This window comes from Haladaptatus sp. R4, assembly GCF_001625445.1.
In the GTDB taxonomy this organism is placed as follows: Archaea; Halobacteriota; Halobacteria; order Halobacteriales; family Haladaptataceae; genus Haladaptatus.
In genome coordinates this window covers 23,988-42,441 of sequence record NZ_LWHG01000001.1, presented here as the reverse complement: position 1 = coordinate 42,441, position 18,454 = coordinate 23,988, and the positions used below count along the sequence as shown (strand labels likewise).

The 18,454-nt window shown below is 63.9% G+C and carries 21 protein-coding genes and 1 pseudogene; 8 read left to right on the top strand and 14 right to left on the bottom strand.

Features of this window, described 5'->3' with window-relative positions; translation table 11 throughout:
• Positions 1 to 10: 10 nt before the first annotated feature.
• The 7 genes and pseudogenes from A4G99_RS00220 to A4G99_RS00195 all read left to right on the top strand — a co-directional run bounded on the left by A4G99_RS00220 (position 11) and on the right by A4G99_RS00195 (position 4,945).
• Complete coding sequence (locus A4G99_RS00220) at positions 11 to 1,081, top strand: glutamate--cysteine ligase (RefSeq protein WP_066137882.1); 1,071 nt, start codon at positions 11 to 13, stop codon at positions 1,079 to 1,081.
• A gap of 45 nt (positions 1,082 to 1,126) precedes the next feature.
• Positions 1,127 to 1,734 (top strand): annotated as a pseudogene (locus tag A4G99_RS00215) (winged helix-turn-helix transcriptional regulator).
• 50 nt (positions 1,735 to 1,784) lie between these two features.
• Positions 1,785 to 2,633, top strand: coding sequence for a VOC family protein (locus A4G99_RS00210; protein WP_066137878.1), 849 nt, complete (start codon positions 1,785 to 1,787; stop codon positions 2,631 to 2,633).
• 180 nt (positions 2,634 to 2,813) lie between these two features.
• On the top strand, positions 2,814 to 3,308 hold the full coding sequence (locus A4G99_RS26390; RefSeq protein ID WP_223301507.1) for a hypothetical protein: 495 nt from the start codon (positions 2,814 to 2,816) through the stop codon (positions 3,306 to 3,308).
• Between the two features lie 56 nt (positions 3,309 to 3,364).
• Positions 3,365 to 4,432, top strand: coding sequence for a hypothetical protein (locus A4G99_RS00205; protein WP_223301506.1), 1,068 nt, complete (start codon positions 3,365 to 3,367; stop codon positions 4,430 to 4,432).
• Between the two features lie 106 nt (positions 4,433 to 4,538).
• A complete protein-coding gene (locus A4G99_RS00200; protein WP_066137875.1) occupies positions 4,539 to 4,748 on the top strand; it encodes a hypothetical protein in 210 nt (69 codons plus the stop codon).
• Complete coding sequence (locus A4G99_RS00195) at positions 4,745 to 4,945, top strand: hypothetical protein (RefSeq protein WP_066137869.1); 201 nt, start codon at positions 4,745 to 4,747, stop codon at positions 4,943 to 4,945. The genes A4G99_RS00200 and A4G99_RS00195 overlap by 4 nt, the downstream gene beginning before the upstream one ends.
• On the opposite strand, the gene A4G99_RS00190 is transcribed toward A4G99_RS00195, so the two are convergent.
• From A4G99_RS00190 to A4G99_RS00180, 3 genes are read right to left on the bottom strand one after another with little or no spacing between them, the layout of a single operon-like run.
• Positions 4,946 to 5,608, bottom strand: a complete 663-nt coding sequence (locus A4G99_RS00190; protein WP_066137858.1) for a helix-turn-helix domain-containing protein — start codon at positions 5,606 to 5,608, stop codon at positions 4,946 to 4,948.
• A gap of 38 nt (positions 5,609 to 5,646) precedes the next feature.
• The gene (kynU, locus tag A4G99_RS00185; protein WP_066138126.1) at positions 5,647 to 6,897 is read right to left on the bottom strand and encodes a kynureninase; all 1,251 of its coding nucleotides are present in this window, start codon (positions 6,895 to 6,897) and stop codon (positions 5,647 to 5,649) included.
• A 56-nt stretch (positions 6,898 to 6,953) separates the two neighbouring features.
• On the bottom strand, positions 6,954 to 7,487 hold the full coding sequence (locus A4G99_RS00180; protein WP_066137854.1) for an NUDIX hydrolase: 534 nt from the start codon (positions 7,485 to 7,487) through the stop codon (positions 6,954 to 6,956).
• Between the two features lie 53 nt (positions 7,488 to 7,540).
• Between A4G99_RS00180 and A4G99_RS00175 the strand changes: the two genes are divergently transcribed.
• Positions 7,541 to 8,452 carry an alpha/beta hydrolase gene (locus tag A4G99_RS00175; RefSeq protein ID WP_066137849.1) on the top strand — a complete coding sequence of 304 codons (912 nt, stop codon included), beginning with the start codon at positions 7,541 to 7,543 and terminating at the stop codon, positions 8,450 to 8,452.
• 75 nt (positions 8,453 to 8,527) lie between these two features.
• Here A4G99_RS00175 and A4G99_RS00170 read toward each other — a convergent pair whose 3' ends face one another.
• The 11 genes from A4G99_RS00170 to A4G99_RS00115 all read right to left on the bottom strand — a co-directional run bounded on the left by A4G99_RS00170 (position 8,528) and on the right by A4G99_RS00115 (position 18,404).
• Complete coding sequence (locus tag A4G99_RS00170) at positions 8,528 to 9,364, bottom strand: DUF2182 domain-containing protein (RefSeq protein ID WP_066137846.1); 837 nt, start codon at positions 9,362 to 9,364, stop codon at positions 8,528 to 8,530.
• A 180-nt stretch (positions 9,365 to 9,544) separates the two neighbouring features.
• Positions 9,545 to 10,669, bottom strand: coding sequence for a hypothetical protein (locus tag A4G99_RS00165; protein ID WP_150122990.1), 1,125 nt, complete (start codon positions 10,667 to 10,669; stop codon positions 9,545 to 9,547).
• Between the two features lie 632 nt (positions 10,670 to 11,301).
• Complete coding sequence (locus A4G99_RS00155; protein WP_066137837.1) at positions 11,302 to 11,535, bottom strand: hypothetical protein; 234 nt, start codon at positions 11,533 to 11,535, stop codon at positions 11,302 to 11,304.
• The gene (locus tag A4G99_RS00150; protein ID WP_066137833.1) at positions 11,528 to 11,722 is read right to left on the bottom strand and encodes a hypothetical protein; all 195 of its coding nucleotides are present in this window, start codon (positions 11,720 to 11,722) and stop codon (positions 11,528 to 11,530) included. The genes A4G99_RS00155 and A4G99_RS00150 overlap by 8 nt, the downstream gene beginning before the upstream one ends.
• Before the next feature lie 49 nt (positions 11,723 to 11,771).
• Positions 11,772 to 12,086 carry a hypothetical protein gene (locus A4G99_RS00145; protein WP_066137831.1) on the bottom strand — a complete coding sequence of 105 codons (315 nt, stop codon included), beginning with the start codon at positions 12,084 to 12,086 and terminating at the stop codon, positions 11,772 to 11,774.
• Positions 12,083 to 12,400 (bottom strand): helix-turn-helix transcriptional regulator, encoded by a 318-nt coding sequence (locus A4G99_RS00140; RefSeq protein ID WP_223301505.1) that lies wholly within the window; start codon positions 12,398 to 12,400, stop codon positions 12,083 to 12,085. The genes A4G99_RS00145 and A4G99_RS00140 overlap by 4 nt, the downstream gene beginning before the upstream one ends.
• A 101-nt stretch (positions 12,401 to 12,501) precedes the next feature.
• Positions 12,502 to 13,689 (bottom strand): cation:proton antiporter, encoded by a 1,188-nt coding sequence (locus A4G99_RS00135; protein WP_066137829.1) that lies wholly within the window; start codon positions 13,687 to 13,689, stop codon positions 12,502 to 12,504.
• Entirely contained in the window at positions 13,686 to 14,156 is a 471-nt protein-coding gene (locus A4G99_RS00130; RefSeq protein ID WP_066137822.1) for a cation:proton antiporter regulatory subunit, read from the bottom strand. Before A4G99_RS00130 ends, A4G99_RS00135 begins: the two co-directional genes overlap by 4 nt.
• Positions 14,157 to 14,187: 31 nt before the next feature.
• A complete protein-coding gene (locus tag A4G99_RS00125) occupies positions 14,188 to 15,732 on the bottom strand; it encodes a cbb3-type cytochrome c oxidase subunit I (protein WP_082837637.1) in 1,545 nt (514 codons plus the stop codon).
• Positions 15,733 to 16,944, bottom strand: coding sequence for a hypothetical protein (locus tag A4G99_RS00120; protein ID WP_066137816.1), 1,212 nt, complete (start codon positions 16,942 to 16,944; stop codon positions 15,733 to 15,735).
• Positions 16,941 to 18,404, bottom strand: a complete 1,464-nt coding sequence (locus tag A4G99_RS00115) for a permease (protein ID WP_082837650.1) — start codon at positions 18,402 to 18,404, stop codon at positions 16,941 to 16,943. Before A4G99_RS00115 ends, A4G99_RS00120 begins: the two co-directional genes overlap by 4 nt.
• Positions 18,405 to 18,454 lie beyond the last annotated feature (50 nt).

Here is an 18,454-nt window from a genome sequence, read left to right as displayed (position 1 = left end):
CTCTCGAAAAATGGATTTGGGTTCGGCCGAGAATTTCACCGACATGGGCACGCTCGGCGTCGAAGAGGAGTTCTACGTCGTGAACGACCGAGGTGTCCCAACCGCGGGTACCGACGAACTCGTTTACGAGACCGACCCGCCGGGCATACTGGAGGGGCGACTGGATCACGAACTGTTCAAATGCGTCATCGAGACACAGACGCCGAAGACGGCGCCGTCCGACGTCGAGGACGATGTCCGTGCGGTTCGGGAGGCACTCGTCGAACACGCGAGGACGAACGGCTACGGTATCGCGGCGGCGGGACTCCACCCCGGCGCGAAGTGGCGCGAATTGGACCACGCTGAAAAGCCGCGATATCGGGCACAACTGGACCGAATCCAGTACCCGCAACACCGCAACACTACGGCGGGTCTGCACGTCCACGTCGGGGTAGACGACGCCGACGCGGCCGTCTGGGTGGCGAACGAGATTCGCTGGTATCTCCCGGTCATGCTGGCGCTGTCGGCCAACTCGCCGTACTGGGACGGCTACGATACGGGCCTCCAATCGGCACGGGCGAAGATATTCGAAGGGTTGCCGAACACCGGCATGCCGACGTACTTCGAGGACTACGAGGCGTTCTCGGAGTTCGAGCGGACGATGGTGGAAACCGGATCGATAAACGACCGCGGCGAACTCTGGTACGACGTGCGCCCGCACTCGGGTCACGGCACGGTCGAAGTCCGCACGCCGGACGGGCAGGCCGACCCGGAGCGCGTGCTCGCATTCGTGGAGTACACCCACGCACTCGTCACTGACCTCGTGGAACGCTACGAGGACGGCGAGTCCGGGTACCGACACCGACGCGAACTGCTGGACGAGAACAAGTGGCGCGCGCTCCGCTACGGGCACGACGCGTCGTTCATCAATCGTGACTGTGACGGCGAAATCTCGCTCGGCGAAGTGGTCGAACGGGAATGTGACCGTCTCGGCGTCTCCGGAATCGGCGACATCTTCGACGGGGAAAGCGGTGCGGCGCGTCAACGGCGACTCAACGAGCAGGAGAGCTTCGAGGCGCTGTGCGAATCGCTTCTGTTGTAAGCAAGTTTTTTACCCGCTACCGACTTTTGTCCTTCTGGGAACGACATGTCTGGGGACGACACTGACAACGAACGAAACGAGATCGAGGATACCGGCGACGAGATTCCCGTCGATACGAGCGGTATGGACGAGATGGAGGAGGAAGGAGACGAGGAAAAACCACTGTCGCGTGGTCGCAAGCGCCTCAACGAGGAGGCCGACCGGGCGTCGAAGGGTTCGACCAAGGAATCGTGGACCTCCTTTCGTGGGTGCTCGACACGGAGACCCGCGCCCGAATTTACGTCTACCTCCGGCAGAATCCGGGAAGCACGAGCGAGGAAATCGCCGAAGGAACGGGCCTGTACCCGAGCACGGTACGCGAGTCGCTCGCCGAACTCCACGAGGAGGAGAACGTCGCGCGCGAGAAACGCGAGAGTTCGGGTGCCGGAAACAACCCGTACGAGTATACCGCAATCGCACCGAGCGAACTCGTCGGCGGCATCGTGGACCAAGTTCAACGGGAACTCAACACCGTGTTCAACCTCGACGACCACCTGAACGACGAGGTGTCCGAAACGGAACCCGTGAGTATCGAAGTCGAGGACATCTCGGACGAACCGTCCGGCGACCACGACGAAGACACGACTGGAACTGACGACGAAGACGAGGAATAAACCGCTCGTTTCGCAAGAGCCACGGTCTTCTCGCCCGTTCGTTCCTTCGGATGACTGGGACGGAGTTCGAAATAGTTCCGGAAACGAGGGTCGGTCGTGTCGCGCTACGCGTCACCGACATCGACCGAACGAGCAGATTCTACGAGAGTGTGATCGGTCTCGAACGCCAGCGTGAGAGCGGCGGAACCGTCGTTCTCGGCGCAGGAGGACGGCCACTGCTCGAACTCGTGGGGGACTCCGACGCGTCGCCGCGAACGGCACCCGAAACGGGCTTGTTCCACACGGCGTTTCTGGTTCCATCACGACGTGCCCTGGCCGACGTACTCGTGCGTATCGAGGAGGAATGGGAGCTAAGCGGTGCGTCCGACCATCGCGTGAGCGAAGCACTCTACCTCACGGACCCGGAAGGCAACGGCGTCGAAGTGTATCGTGACCGCCCTCGCGAGGGGTGGCCGACCGACGGGGACGGCCACGTCGAGATGGACACGCTTCCGCTCGATATCGATGAACTCCGAACGGAATCGACGGAGGAGGGGAAGGTCCCACCGGAGACGGTCGTCGGACACGTCCATCTCGAAGTTTCGTCGATTCCCGCCGCACGGGTGTTTTACGCCGGGACGCTGGGGTTGCGAGTTCGACAGGAGTTCGGCCCGTCCGCGCTCTTTCTCGCGGCCGACGGCTACCACCATCACGTCGGCATGAACACGTGGAACGGACGGAGTGAACCGGCGACGGGACGGGGCTTGGCGTGGTTCGAACTGGTGGTCCCCGACCGAAAGTCACTCGAAAGGATACGGGAGCGTTGTATCGAACGGGGAATCGCCACGACGCCGACCGAACGCGGATTCGAAGTGTCTGATACGGATAGGATTACTATTCGACTGTCTGTCATTGACTGATACAACATGATTTCGAGTTGCATGGTGCATCAAATTCGAATATAGTCCCCATAACGACCGTAAAACAGCGTTAATAAAATTGCGTTGTGTTCTGTCTGGTAGTAGAATTCCTCTTAGTACTAGAATTTCGATAAGTCCATCGGCGTATGATTTATATATCCATTCTTGGATGTGCACAGTATGAGTGATTTCAGCAGCGGGAACGAAGTGCTCTCACAGTCCGAGAGTGGGGTCACGATCGAAAAATCGTTCGACGGCGATGAGTTCGCCGTCCCGGCGATTCGGTTCGAACTCCGGTCGGACCACGACGATGCGGTGACGGTCCGCATCACCGATAGAATTCCGGACGAGTTCCCGATGGACAACGTCGGGTTTCACCCCGAGTACGAGAACGAAAACTGGACGGCCTACAAGGACCACCGCGTTCAGTTCGAGCGGACGCTCGAACCGAACGAGTCGCTGACGACGGTGTACGGAATTCGACTTTCGGACTGGTCGGACGCCGAGGATTTCCTCATCGAACCGGAACTCGAAGAGGTCACCCCGGTCACCGGCGACGCCGAACCCGACGGCGAAGAGCGCATGGAGGAACACACCATCACAGACATCGTCTCCGAGGACAGCAGCCAGGTCGTCCGCGACGTCATCGCGGAGAGGGTGGACTTCCGGGGCTAAACGACGACGCGGACGAAACCGAAGCGTCGGACGAACCCGCGGACCCGCTCGCCGACATGGGAAGCGATCCACTTGCTGAGACCGTGGCTGACCCGCTAGCGGACTCCGAGGTTGACCCGCTCGCTGACGCCGAAGCCGACCCGCTCGACGAGACGGTCGAGACGAATTCCGACGCCAGCACCGACGAGGACGAGTCCGAGGTCTCCGATGACGACGGGGACGATTCCCTGTTCACGGATACGGTAGACGAGGCGGACGAATTCGAGGCGTCGGATACCGACGACGATATCCTCGAAGCGCCGGTCGAGACGAGCGAGGAACAGACGGCCTCGCCGCCACGCCCCGGAAGCGTCGCCGCCGCGCTCGCCGACGAGATTCGCGCGGGAGCGGTCGACTCCGAGGATCTCTCGCTCATCCAGCAGGAACTCGATTTGGACACGCCCGAGAGCACGAACGTCCGAATCCGTCACCTGCAGTCGCGCGTGGACGACCTCGCGGCCTACACCGAAGCGCTGGAGGAGTTCATCGACGACAACGGAACGGCAAAGACCCTCATCGAGGATTTCGAGAGCGAAGTCGAATCGGTGCGCGAGGAACTCGGCGAGATGGGCGACGATATCGAGAGCGCGAAGGACGAAGGCGCACAGGCCCGTGCCCGCGTCGCCGATCTCGAAACGAACCTCGACGATCTCGAAACGGGGCTTCAATCCGACCTCGAAGACCTCGAATCGGACGTCGAGGAGTTGGACGAGGTCGGGTCGAACCTCGATGGCCTCGAATCACAACTGAACGATCTGGAGGACCTCGTCGCGACGAACACGCAGGAGGCTTCGGCCTTGGACGACGAACTCGAAGACCTACGGGACGACTTCGGAGCGATCGGGTCGATCGAAGCGGAGATCGAAGAACTTCGAGACGACTTCGAAACCGTCGGATCGCTCGAAGACGAAATCGAATCGGTCTCGAACGACGTGTCCGAACTCTCCGGTTCCGTTTCGGCCGCGGAAACGCGAATGGACGAAAAGATCGAGACGCTCCGTGCGGACATCGAATCCATCGAGAGCGAGATGAAGGAACTCAACGAGTGGCGCGACCAACTCGGATCGGTCTTCGGCGGCAACTGATTTCGATTTCGGTCAGTTCTCGAACGGAACCCCTCTTTATCCGCTTGCTGAGGCAGGCAAGAGTCACCTCCGACGGGAGCCACTTCGTTTCAATAGAGGTGAAAATATGACTACGATGTCGGTGGGAGGGACTCCGGGAGAGACGGACGACGAACGCCGATTGTACGGCGACCCGCAGCACGAGGTCGATGCCGATTCCGACCCCGAGCGACTGTACGGTACACCGCAGCACGAAAACGAAACGGCCACAGACGGGGTCACGGACCTTTGGCTCGACTGTCTCGCCTTTCGGAAAAGCGTCGAGGGGCGACAATGACCTCAAAAACACGAGGGAACGGGGATCGGGTCGAGGGATGTCGGACCTGTGCGACGGACACACCGCACACTGTCAGCGTCGAAATCCGCACCGAAAACGAGGAGGCGGAACACAGTTCGTTTTCGCGTGAGCCGTACCGAATCACCGTCTGTACGGTGTGCGGCGAGGAAACCGCCCGCCGGATGAACAACGCCTGATCAGTCCCGACCGTCGTTCGGCGACACCGCGAGCGCGTTTTTCACGAGGCTTCGATGCCCGCGGCGGAGTCGCTCGGACACCGCCTGATGGGAGATACTGAGATTGTCCGCGAGATCGTCGGCCGTCGATTCGCGTGGGACGTCGTAGTACCCCCCTTCGAGCGCCATCATCAGCGTCTCGTGTTGTTCCTCGGTCAACCCATACAGTCCGTGGCGGGTGTCGCTTATCTCGTAGATGTTTCGCACGTCGATCGAGAGACCCGTGTCCTGACAGAAATCGTACGTCGCCGACAGCGAATCTCGGTCGGGAAACAGAATTCGAAGGCGCCAGCGGTCATCCTTGCCGTGTAGGTTCAGGATGGTCGCTTGTTCCTCGACGAGGATGTGGATGACGACGTGAATCTGGTCCACCCAATGCATCCGATATAGACGTTCATCGTCGAGATCTTCGATGAGGGTGAGTTCCTCGACGCTCCTGTCCTCTCGGAGCGCCGAATCCAGCGCGTCCATGTCGTCCGCCGACACCCAGAGGTAGGGCATGACGTGGTCGGAATCGTGTGCCGCCACACGAACCACGTCGAATTCGGCGTTCGAGGTACGCTCCAGCGCAGTTCTGAGCGCGAACTCCTTCGCGGGGAGTTCTATTTCCGCTATCGTACTCATACGAAAACGATTGCCAGCAACCGTAATACGTCCTATGGCTACGTGACACCACCACTGCGACGATCGAACGACTCGTACTCCCCAGTCTCGACGATTTCGTTCAGATGTTCGTTCACCCGCCAAACGTCCTGAAAACGGACGTACAGCGGTGCCGGACAGATCCGAATCACGTTCGGCGGGCGGAAATCGACGACGACGCCGCGTTCCTTGAGCGCCTCCCCGATTCGGTACGCCTCCTCGTGTTCGACCGCGACGTGGCCACCGCGTCGTTCGGGGTCGCGCGGCGTTCCCACCTCGTACTCCGGGAGGTCGTCGACGAGTTCGATGAGGTACTCCGTGAGCGCCAACGATTTCTCGCGTACCGCATCGATGCCGACCGCCTCGAACGGTTCGAGCGACCCCCAGAGCGGTGCGGCGCTGAAGACGGGTATCGTTCCGATCTGCCACGCGCCAGCATCGTCGGCGGGCGTGAACTTCGTCTCCATCTCGAACTGGGTTTCCTTGTCGTGACCCCACCAACCGGCCAATCCGGGTTCGGTTCCGAAGTGGCGCTCGTTGACGTACAGGCCAGCGACCGCACCCGGCCCGGCGTTCAGGTACTTGTAGCTACACCAGACGGCGAAATCCACGTCCCAGTCCGAAAGTCGGTGTGGGACGGCCCCGACCGAGTGAGCGAGGTCGAACCCCGCCAGCGCGTCGTGGTCGTGTGCGACCGCGGTCAATCGCTCGATATCGAACAACTGGCCGCTCCGGTAGAGCACCGACGGCATGAACAAAATCGACGTCTCGTCCGAGAGCGCGTCGATAACGTCCTCCGCCTCGATGGTACGTCCGTCCCTGCTTTCGACCACGACGAGGTGTTCGTCCGGGTCGAGTCCCAAATTCGCCATCCGCGCTCGAATGGCGTAGTGGTCGGTCGGGAAGTCGAGTTCGTTGACGACGACCTCCCCGCCGTCGTAAAACGTCGAAAACAGCGCGTGGATGTTGACCGTCGTGGAGTTGCCAACCACGACTTCGCGTTCGTCCGCACCGACGAGCGGCGCGAGGCGGTCACCCAATCGCTCGCCGTAGTGGAACCAGTCAGGGTCCGCGTCCGTCCAACCGCGAATACCCAGTTCCCGCCACTCCTCGATAGCGTTCGATAGCGCCCCCTCCGCATCCGTCGAGAACACGCCGAGCGAGTTCCCGTCCATGTACAACTCGTCGTCCGGCACCACGAATCGCTCCCGGAGGTGTGAGAGCGGGTCGGCGTCGTCACGTCGTCTGGCGTCGTCGGCACCCGTATCCATACCGGACGTTTCGGCGACGAGCACTTGATTGTACGCGCACCGGCGACTCGTCCCCCCTACCACCACCAGCGCTGGACTTGTGGCTCGATGAAGTCGAGGACGTCGTCCGGGCGCGAATCGAACCACTGAGCGTCGAGGACGTCGTCGCCGACTTCCAGTTCGCCGCCGACACAGACGCCCGAAAAGAGGACGAACAGCGCGAAGATTCGCTCGTCCGAATCGGTTTCCGTCGAAATCTCTTTCCGCCGAACGCCGAGCACGTCGGTCAGGCGACAGTGGAGCCCCGTCTCCTCGCGCACCTGACGGTGGGCCGTCTCGGAGAGCGTTTCGTCGGGTTCGTGGCCGCCACCGGGGACGCCCCACGCGTCGGGAGCTTTCGGGTGCCGAATCAGCACGACTCGGTCGTCCGCGTCCGAAACCCAGACGCCAGCGGAGCCGAGCCAGCCGTCTTCGGCCTTCTCTCGGCCGTGTTGGAAGTAATCGGGGTCGTTTTCGACTCGCTCGTCGTGGACGGGGAACATGCCGTATGCGTGTCGAAGCCGACGGAGGCTGTCCGTCGTCGCGTCACGGGTTCGCACTTCGAGTGACATGATTCCCCTTTCGAAGGCTGAAAGTATAACTCCAATGCTAGGAGAAGTTCGATATGGACGACGAGATGAGTGATGCGGTGGACCGAATCGAAGCGACCGGCGTGCCGCCGTGGCACGCGCTGTCGGTTGAAAGCGCGCGTCGCGTCGAGGACGAGGTGTTCACCCCCGACGACCGCCGCCCCGTCGAGTTCGTTCGAAACCTCTCGATTCCCGGTCCGCGCGGCGAAATCCCGATTCGGGTGTATCGACCGGACGCACGGGACGTGCCGGTCGTCGTGTTCTACCACGGCGGCGGGTGGACGCTCGGGACGCTGAACTCCATCGACGGCGTCTGCCGCGAGTTGGCGAACCGCGCCGACTGCGCCGTCGTTTCCGTGGATTACCGACTCGCGCCCGAACACCCGTTTCCGGCAGGAGTGGACGACGCCGTGGCCGCGCTCGACTGGGTGGCAGAACACGCGGCGACGTTCGGCGGCGATCCGACCCGCCTCGGCGTCGCGGGAACGAGCGCGGGCGGCAACCTCGCGGCCGTCGTCGCACTGCACGCCCGCGAGTTCGACGGGCCGACGCTCTCACGTCAGAGCCTCCTCTATCCCATCACGAACCACGCCTTCGACACCGACTCCTACGACGAGAACGGGGACGGCCCGCTGTTGACCCGCGCGGATATGGAGTGGTTCTGGGACCACTACCTCCGCAGTCCCGTCGACGGCAGGAACCCGTTCGCGTCGCCGCTCCTCGCCGATGACCTCTCGGGGTTACCGCCCGCGACGGTCGTGACAGCGGGTCACGACCCGCTTCGTGACGAGGGAATCGCCTACGCCGAGCGACTCGACGACGCCGGAGTAGCGGTCGAACACGACCACTATCCGGGAATGACGCACGGATTCCTGAGTCTCACTGGCGACGTGACGACGGCCGACGAGGCGATGGATTCGGTCGCCGAATCGCTCCGCACGATGTGACGGACGGTGATGTGGTGGCTGTGGACGTGACGGATGGTGGTGCGGTGGTTGCCGACGTGACGTCGTGGCCCGGCGTCACATCGAGAAGACGATGGGGAGCGACGGCCGGAGGAACAGGACGAGGAGTCCGGCGACGAGCGCGACGATTCCCGTCGCCGTCGAGAACTCCCTGCCCCACGACGCTGGCAGGCGCTCGACGGTCACGACCGTCGTCAGCGCGACCATCCAGAAGAAGTTCATCTCCCCGAAAAACGGCATCAGGAGAAAGAACGGTCCCAAACAGACGAGGATGCAACTCACGCCGTGTTTCAGTCCCGTTCGAAAGCCGCGAGCGACGTTCGCCTCGTGCGGAGCGACGCGGGAACAACAGGTTCGTAGCCGCGAGCGTTTGAACGCGGTCTGCTGATAGCAACCGGTCAGAACGAGCACGCTCCCGATGACGAACGTGGTGTGAGTCTCGGTAAAGCCGTAGATACCGCCCGGAATGATCGCCTGAACGGCGAGCGGGATGGTGGCCGACAGCGCCCAGACGACGTTGTAGGCGGTGAGGAACGCGGCGACCGTCGCCGTGACCGTTCCGACCCGGCCGTCGAGTGCGTCGGCGTAATCGCGCGTGAACCGCGTCATCGGCGGGAACATCATCGCCCACATCATCACGCCCCACATGACGACGTAGCCGAGAACCGCGCCGAGCGTCCCGGCGTGGGAGACGGCCGCCTCCATCGCCCCGGGGGCGGCCATCGGAATCCCGGATTTCATCAGCCACATCATCCCCGGCATGGGGACGCGACCGGTGTAGATCAGCGTCCACCAGAGCACGTCGAGGACGACCATCGAGACGACGACGGCAGTCGTCCGGTCGAGCGACCGGTCGAGTCGGGTGAGGGGGATTGATTTCGTGTCGATACTCATCTGTTGACTCCGTGGTCCGGCCACTCGTGGCGAACGCGGGCCTCGAAGTCCGGTTTCGCGGCCGCGCCGTGTCGCAGGGCCGTCCACGAGGTGCACTCGGGGCAGGCGTAGACGTTCCCGTCCTCGTCGCCGAGGATACGGGCGAACTCCCGGTCGACGTGTTCGTTGTCACAGGTTTCGTTACGGCAGGTAGCGAGCCGCGACGACGTGTTTCCGCTGCCGGGGGTCCAACGGTGTTGGTGTGGTGTGGAAGTCGGTACGTCCGTGCTGAATCGGTCTGCTTTCGACATTGTATGGTACCTCGTTTCGATCGTGTTGCCGATTTTTGGTGTCTGAAAGCACTCGAAGCCCGGATTTTGTCAGGTCCGCTCGCAATCGATCACGCACACCGACGGCGGCGTGCCGACGATACAGGTAGACGACACACATCGAGGAGACGCTCCCCACCCACGAGAGGACCGAGAGAAGGAGATTGATTCGCGGGCCGAACAGCGCGCCGCCGGTGAAGTAACCGATGATCGGCGTCACGCCACCGCCGACGACGTACAACCACCACGTCGGCTTCCACTCGGTCGTGGTTCGCAAGTAGGCGGCGTCCCGATACAGCGCGGGAAACGTCGCCAGACTAAGAAGGGAGAGGACGACGAGGATGGCGATGGCACCGACGCTGATGATGGTCAGTTTGTTCGTCAAGGCGACGAGGGCGAGGAATCCGGCGATACCCGATCCAACCGCGAGCAGGTACGCTGCGAGCACGTACCAGTAGAGTTCGCGGGTCCGCGTCCGGCGCGTCGTTCGTTCGTAGGTATGCGACCCGCTCATCGTTCGATGATGGCCCCGCCAGCGCCCACTGCGATGTCCGTGTCGCCGAGCGTCACGTCCCGTAAATCGTCCTCGACCGCGTGGCGACTGCGTCCAGCCTTCCCCGGGCAACCGCTCGTAGACGCGACCGCTCGCGCCGACGACGACGAGCGTCGATTCGTCTTCGGCGATGCCGTGGAGTGCGCCCTTGCCAGCATCGACGGGCGTCCAGTTCTCACAGGGCCGGTCGTAGCGATAGACGCGGCCGCCGCTGCCCGTGACGAGCAGTTTCCCGTCACCGGCGAGCACATCGAAGAAGTTCACCTGCGCGTTCTTCACGCCGATGTCCGTCCAACCGTTGTCAGCGTCGTTGTTCCCGTCTCCGTCGCTCTCGGTTCTGTCACCGCCTTCCTCGAAGACGTTGCCGCTCGTGTCGATGGCGTAGGCACCCTCGCTCCCGAAATCGAGCGCGGGAATCGTCGAGCCGCTGCCCGGCTTGACCACCTCGCCCCACGACGACAGCCGTGCTCGCCGACCGTCACCGGGAGCACCTCGCCGGAGCCGTTCGCCACGCGGATCAGTTCGCTCCCCGCGTTTCCGGACACCGCGATGGCCTCCCACGTGCTCGTCTTCTCCTTCGGTGCGCTGTAATCGTACTTCTTGCCCTCGGTCGCGTCGTAACAGCCGAGCGCGCCCGACGACCCCGCGAACCAGATTCGCGTGCCGTCGTCGGTGACGTCGACGCAGGTGAGGGTGTTCTCCCGCGTGGCCGGACCGTCCCGAATCGCAAAGCGCCACTCGCCGTCGCGCTTCGTGAGGACGTTCCCGCCGGTTCCGACGGCGAACGGTCCTTCCGTCGTCGTCGTGACGCCGATGAGCGTCTTGTCCGTCGGTGACTCCACCGAGCGCCACTCGGCCTTCGACGTCCCGTCGGACGACGTCTTCGAGGTGTTCGAAGCGTTCGTCGGCTTCGAACCGCTCGATGATTTCGGCGTGGCGGCCGAGACGGTGAAGTAACTGTCGTTCGAATCACGTTGCAGGTCGCTGAACAGGGTTCGTATCGTGTCGATGAGTTCCATTCTGATCTCCAAAATCGCGTCGTTCGTCGCCGATTCGTGTGTCGCGTCTCCGCTCGATCAGATTCGTGATTCGAGCGCGGCGATTACGTCCGTCACCGCGTCCACCGGAATCGTGACTCGGGTTCGGCGTTCGTCCGCCCACACGTTCCGAATCTCCAGCGCGTCGCTCGTCGGGTCGCTGGCGTAGTGGCCGACCCAGACGCCGCATCGGGGACCGGTTCGCTTTCGAACCAGCGTCCCTCCGTCGCGGTCGTCTCGATAGATCCGTTCACCATCGCGTTCGCTACGCATCGTCGTCCCCCGCCAACTCGTCCTCGATTTCCGAGAGCAGGTCGTCCAGTTTCTCGTGTGCTTCGGAGAACACGTCCTGAATCGAATCGTGGTAGGCGCTCAGGGTTTCGCCGAAGTCGGTTGCGGTTTGGGAGTCAGTTCTGGAAGTCGATTCCGCATCAGCAGTGGTATGGTCTGTGTTTGACATGGGTTTCGTGTCGGTAGTCGGTTTGATCGCGGTTCGGTCGGCGACCGAGTCACGGACCGAAGGTCAGCTTGTGCTCCTTGTACAACACGCCGGTGAACAGCGCGAACGGCACGAGGCCGAGCAGGGAGAACATCAACGCGATTTTCAGCAGCGGCGACAACGGGAAACTCATCGAGAGGTACGCCAGCACGGCGACGCCGGACGCGAGGAACAGCGTAATGCTCGACAGCGCGAGTCCGAAACTCCACTTTCGGTAGCGCCACGACAGGTTCTCCGACTGTCGGAGCATCTTGATGAGCACTGCGATCGGCGGGATCGCGAGCGCGAGCAACTGCAGGACGGAGAGTGCGACGGCTTTGCTCATGATTCGGCGGAGGTCTCCGTCACGGCGAGCAAACATTCGTCCTCCCACCGACGGTGGGCGCGTAGCTGCGATTCGGCACCGTCGGTGAGCCGATAGACGTTCGTTCGCCCATCGAGCGGGAGTTTCGTCACGAGGTCCGCCTCGACCAGTTCCTCCAGATTCTGGTAGAGACGGCCGTGGTTGATCGGTTCTCCGTAGTGGTCTTCGAGTTCCTGTTTGATGATCTTCCCGTAGGGATTGGTGCCCGACAGGCGGCGACCGTCAACAAGAGGTCCCGTTTGAACCCCGTCATACCCGCGAGGGGCTGGGGGCAAATCTGTACACCGGAGTGAGTTCCGCTAGCCTCCATAGGATTTTCACTGGCGGCAGGGCCGCCAAGGGCCACGCGCGGGGGTCGAACCCGCGACCGGCCTGCTTACCGGACGTGGCCGAACCGCGACAGCAATCGAACCAGACTCGGTTCGTGGCGCACGAACAACGTCCCGAGGACGCTCGTCGCCAGCACGTAGCCGACGGCGAACTCGGGAACGAACCCCATGCCCACGCTCGCGCTCCCCGCGAGCGTGGCGAGGACGAGCGAGAACTCGCCGCGGGAGACGAGACCGACGCCGACGCGGAGCGAGCGGCGGCGGTCGAGGTCGTAGATATGGCCACTCACGTACCCGCTCAGGAGCTTGCTGGCGATGGTGACGACCAGCGCGGCGAGCAACAGCGGGAGGACGTCGGCCAGGACCGAGGTCTTCGTGACGAGTCCGATGGCGAAGAAGAAAACGGCGGAAAAGAGGTCGCGTGCGGGTTCGAGGGTTCGTTCGATACGCGCTTCGTGATCCGTCTGGCCGAGCGCCGCGCCGACGAAGAACGCCGCGATACCCTTGCTGAGGCCGAACGTCGCGGCGGCCGCCGCGACGACGGCCGCGACGCCGAGCAGACGAAGCGCGAACAGTTCGTCCGACCGGGACGCGAACAGGCGTTCGAGCGGTTCGGTGCCGACCCAACCGGTCACGGCGACGACCCCGAGGAATCCGAATCCCTTTCCGAGCGTGAGGACGGCCGCAACGGGCGACCCGCCGCCGAGGACGAGCGACGAGAGCAGCGCCATGTAGACGGCGATGACGACGTCCTCGAAGACGAGCGCCCCGAGAATCGGGGCGCTCTCGCGGCCCGCGATCCACCCGTTGTTCAGCATCGACTCGGTGACGATGGCGCTGGACGAGATGTAGACGACGCCAGCGACTACCAGCGTCTGGGCGAGCGAGAACCCGAACAGGAATCCGAGCGCGAGACCGGCGGCGTAGTTGAACGCGAAGTCCACGACGCCCGTTCCGACGACGCGATTCCAGTCGTCTACGAGTCGCTCAACATCGACGTGCAGGCCGAGGAAGAAGAGCAGGAGGACGACGCCGAGGTCGGCGAACACGCCGATGAACTCCGTCTTCGATACGACTGCGATCCCGATTCCCGCGACGTGGGTCGGGATGCTCGGCCCCACGACGACGCCCGCAAGGATGTAGGCCGGGATGACCGATTGGCCCGTCCGGACCGCGACCGCCCCCGCGACCGCCACGGCGGCGAGCACGATGCCGATTTCCGCGAACGGCGTCATCGTTCGGCGAGTCCCGCGAGCGTCGCCAGTTCGTCGCGGGTACCGATAGCGACGAGGGCGTCACCCGCACGGAGTTCGAACGCCGGGTCCGGGGACGGATGGGTGTCGCTGCCGCGCTGGACGGCGATGACGGTCGCGCCCGTCTCGCCCCAGATACCCGCCTCGGCGAGCGTCGAGTCGGCGATGGGCGACGCCGCCGTCACGTCCACCCACTCGATGATGGCGTCGCCGAGCGGCAGGTCCACGCTCTCGGGTTCGACGGGTTGGAAGTAACCCCCAGCGAGGATCGTCGCCAGCTTTCGGGCGTCCCCGCCGGGCAGGTCAAGCAGTTTCTCGTGGTCGTCGTCGATTCGCCGGTACAGTTCGCGCTCGCCGTCGTGGCGCAGGAGGACGACGAGGCGGTTCGTTCCACAGTCGAGTTCGTACTTCCGGCCGACGCCGGGAATCGAGGTTTCGTAGACGGTCATGGGTGAGTTGGCGGTCTGATCGAGCGTTCGGTTACCGGCGGTGCTCCGCGAACCACTCCCACTCGGGCGAGGGGAAGTTCAGTTCGCGGCAGTTCCACGGGTCGTCTCCCGCCGGTTCCCCCCACAGCAGGGAGCGAACCATGTTCCAGAGCCAGACGAGTTGGCCGACCCCGAGGACGTAGGCGCAGACGGTCGCGGCCATCTGGAGCGGCGCGAATCGCGGAGGGTAGGTCGCCATTCGCCGCGGCAAACCGTCCATGCCGAGCACGAGGAGGACGGAGAACGTGACCGCGACGCCCACCGCCGAGAGCCAGAAATGGAGTTTGGCGAGGTACGGGTCGTAGCGCCGCCCGGTCAGCAGCGGGAACCAGTAGTAGCAGGCGGCGAACAGCGCGAAGACGCTCGTGCCGACGAGCATGAAGTGGAAGTGGCCGACGACGTAGTAGGTGCCGTGGAGCACCCGATCGACGGGAATCGCGGCGAGGAAGACGCCGGTCACGCCCCCGACGACGAAGTTGGCTATCGCGCCGAGACAGAACAGCAAGGGCGCGTCGAGGCGGAGGGTTCCGTTCCACAGGGTCGCCATCCAGTTGAACGTCTTGACGGCGCTCGGGACGGCGATGGCGAGCGTCACAGCCATGAAGCTGGCCTGTAGTCGCGGGTCCATTCCGGTGGCGAACATGTGGTGGGCCCAGACGCCGAACGACAGGACGCCGATGGCCAGCGTCGAGTACACCACCGAGCGGAAGCCGAACAGCCGCCGACCCGCGAACCGCGGCAGAATGTAGCTCAGCAGTCCCATCGGCGGCAGGACGAGGATGTACACCTCGGGATGGCCGAAGAACCAGAACAGGTTCTGCCACAGCATCGGCCCGCCGCCGGGCGTCGCGAAGAACGTCGTGCCGAGGTTGCGGTCGCACAGGAGCATGACGAGTGCGCTCCCGAGCACGGGAAACGCGAAGATCACGAGACCGCCCGTCACCAGCATCGTCCACGAGAAGATGTCCAACTCGGCCCACGACACCTCCCGCGAGACGAAGATGGTGACGACGACGTTGATTCCGGCCATGATGGTTCCCAGCCCCGACAGGTGGAGGCCGAGGAGGACGAGGTCGATGTCCGGGTTCGGCATGGCCGTCGAGAGCGGCGGGTACAGCGTCCATCCCGTCGCGAGCGGACCGCCGGTGTCGGGAAACCCGAGCAAGTCGGTGACGATTCCCGCCCGCATCAGCAGGGCGGCGGGCGGCAGCACCCAGAAGCCCACGGCGTTGATGCGGGGAAACGCCATGTCGTCCGCGCCGACGAGGATCGGGACGAAGTAGTTCGCCACGCCGAAGATTACCGGCCCGGCGAACAGCAACAGCATCGTCAACCCGTGGGTCGTGAACAGGGCGTCGTACGTGCCGGTCTTCCAGACGCCCGGGCGCGGCGAGAGCGCGTCGGTGCGGATCATCATCGCGTCCACGCCGCCGAGCAGTCCCGAGCACGTGCCGAAGATGAGGTAGAGGACGCCGATGTCCCGATGGTTGACGGTCGTTACCCACCGTCGAATTCCCCCTGGTCGTTCGTCCGTCATTCACGCGCCAGCCCCCCGAATCGAGTGCAGGAACTCCCAACAGCCGAGCAGGCCGACGCAGGAGGCGAACCCGAACGCGAATTCGGGATTGAAGCCGTAGAGCATCCCGCCGAGAAGCGGCGCGGGGACGACGGCCCCCCGCCGTGCGACGCGATAGGTGTCGAACAGGTCGTGCGTGCGGGCGACCGTTCCCACTAGTCGTTCTCGGGTGGGACGGCACGCCAGATAGCCGCCGAGGAACGCGAACGAGACGAACGCCACGCCGAATCTGGGCACGTTGATGACGGAGAGCGGCACCAACGAGACCGAAAGCAGTCCGCCCGCGACGACAGTTTTCGCGCTCGTCGTCTCCGCGAGCCACGTCGTGACGGGAGTACCGAACAGCGCGACGGCCGTTTCGACGGCGAGCAGGAGTCCGAAGGTCGCTTCGGGAGGGAACTCGACGACCAGCAAGTCCGCGTGCAGTCGATGGTGGTGGACGACGGCGACGACGAGGAAGTACGCCACCATGCCGACCGCGAACTGCACCAGGGCGTCGCCGATCAGCACGGAGCGCAATCGCGGCGGAACGTCGTGCAGGGCGGATCGAACGTCCGAGATCGACGGCGGGTCGGTGAACGTCCGGAACCGTCCTTCGGAACCTCCGCTCTCGTCCCGAAGGCCGCTCACGACCGTCGCCACCACGCCGAGGGTCGCCGCGAGCGCGACGAGCACCTGATAGCCCGGCAGGAAATCCGGCGCGCCCGCGAACAGGCCGACTGCGATGCCGACCGCGCCGATGAGGACGACGCGGCGTTTCGCACCCGACCATCCACGCTCCGTCGGGTCGCCGGGAGCGTGGATCGATTCGACGAGGCCGCCGGTTTCCAGTCGCGGCAAGCACAGGAAGAGGAGTCCGACCAGCACCCACACCCACGGTCCGAAATTCCGTTGGCCGAGCGAAATCGCGCCGAAGTAAGGTGCCGATAACCACAGGAGGCCGCCGCCAACGCTCAGCGATCCGAGGACGAGCGAGGGTCGTGAATCGACCACGTCGCGCACGTTCGTCCGGATCGTCGGGACGACGAACGGGAGGGCCAGCGCGGCGCTCCCGAACAGACCAACCAGCCACGCCCGCGCACCGAGCAGGCGCAGGTATTCGGAGACGTAGCGGAGCGCCACCGCGACGAGCGCGCTGAACGCGAGGGGGGACAGGGATTTTTTCTGGATCATCGAAGTGCCTCGTAGGCTTCCCGCAGTTTGGTTCCCGCACGTGACAGCGAATCGGCGAAGCCGCGAAGCGCCTCGCCGAGGAGACCGACGGCGAGAACGATCTGTTTTCCCGCCTTCCGTAGCGCGGTTCCGGCCCGCCACGCCTCGCTCCCTAGGTCGGTCGTCGTCGCCGACGCGACGATGCGACAGGCATCGGTGACGAGCCCCACGGAACGCCGGAGGTCACGCCATTTCCGAGCGGCGATTCCCGGCAGGTCGGTCGAGAGCGTTTTGACGCGCTCCGGGCCGTACGAGACCGTCACCTGTGCGAGGAACACAGGGGTGACCAGGAGGTTGAGGACGAACGTGTAGTCGTCCGGGGCGGTGCCGCTCACGACGCCCTGGGGCGGGATCAGTCCGAGCCCCGAAAACAGGTAGTGGACGACGATACCAGCGACGACGCTGGCGACGAACATCGCGGCGAACAACGTCGCCGCGATGCGGTCGCCGTAGTAGTTTCGGTAGGCGTTGACGAGTGGCGGAATGATGAGGTCGGCGAAGATGAACGCCAGCACGCTCCCGAAGGCGATTCCCTTCTGCCAGAGGACAAGCGCGAACGGGATGTTCCCGACCGAGCAGACGAACGTGACGACGCCGATTATCACTGCGAGGACGGAATTCGACGCGACGTGGAAAAACCCGGTTTCGCCCGTGCCGAACAGCGCGGCCCACCACGTCTTCGGGACGAGCGCCGCGATGAGCCCGGAGATGACGTATCCGATGGCGATGTCCTCCCAGAGCATGTCCCACTCCTTCACGCTGCTCGACGCGGCGCGCTCCCACGCTTTTCGGGAAGTGAGCGACGGTGATTCGTCGTGATTCTCGTGATCACGGTTCTCGTACACGCACTGACAGCCCGAACAGCAGAAATATCGGGTTCTTCCTTCGGTTTCGAGCGTCACCGTATCATCGTCCTCGGGCGGCGCGTCCATACCGCAGGCGGCACAGGTCACGCCGTCGAGTTTCCGGACGTGCTCGCGTGCACGTTCGAACCAGCTATCGGGGACGCGCCGATAGATGAGGACGAGAACGGCGACGGCGACGAGGCCGCCCACGAAGTCGGCGGCCACGAACTGCCAGCCGAGCAGTATCCACATCACGAGGCCGAGTTCGACCACGAGGTCGGTCGCCGCGAACTGGAACGCGCCGAGACTCGTGACGGGCGATGCACCTTTCTTGAACAGGGTTTTCGCGGTCGCAGCGGCGGAGAACGAACAGCTAGAGGAGGCGATCCCGAACAGCGTCCCGAGACCGGCCTCCCGCCACCCGTCGTCGCCGAGGTAGCGCGTCATCTGCCGTTCGGTGACGAACTCCTCGACGGCACCCGTGAGCGTGAACCCGAGGACGAGTGCCCACCACGTTTCCCACGCCATGTCGGCGGCGAGCGCGATACCGTGCAGTAACGAACTGATGAATGTCATTGTGGTGTGCGTGAACCGAAAGACGGAGAAGTAGCTGTTGTGCCGGGAGG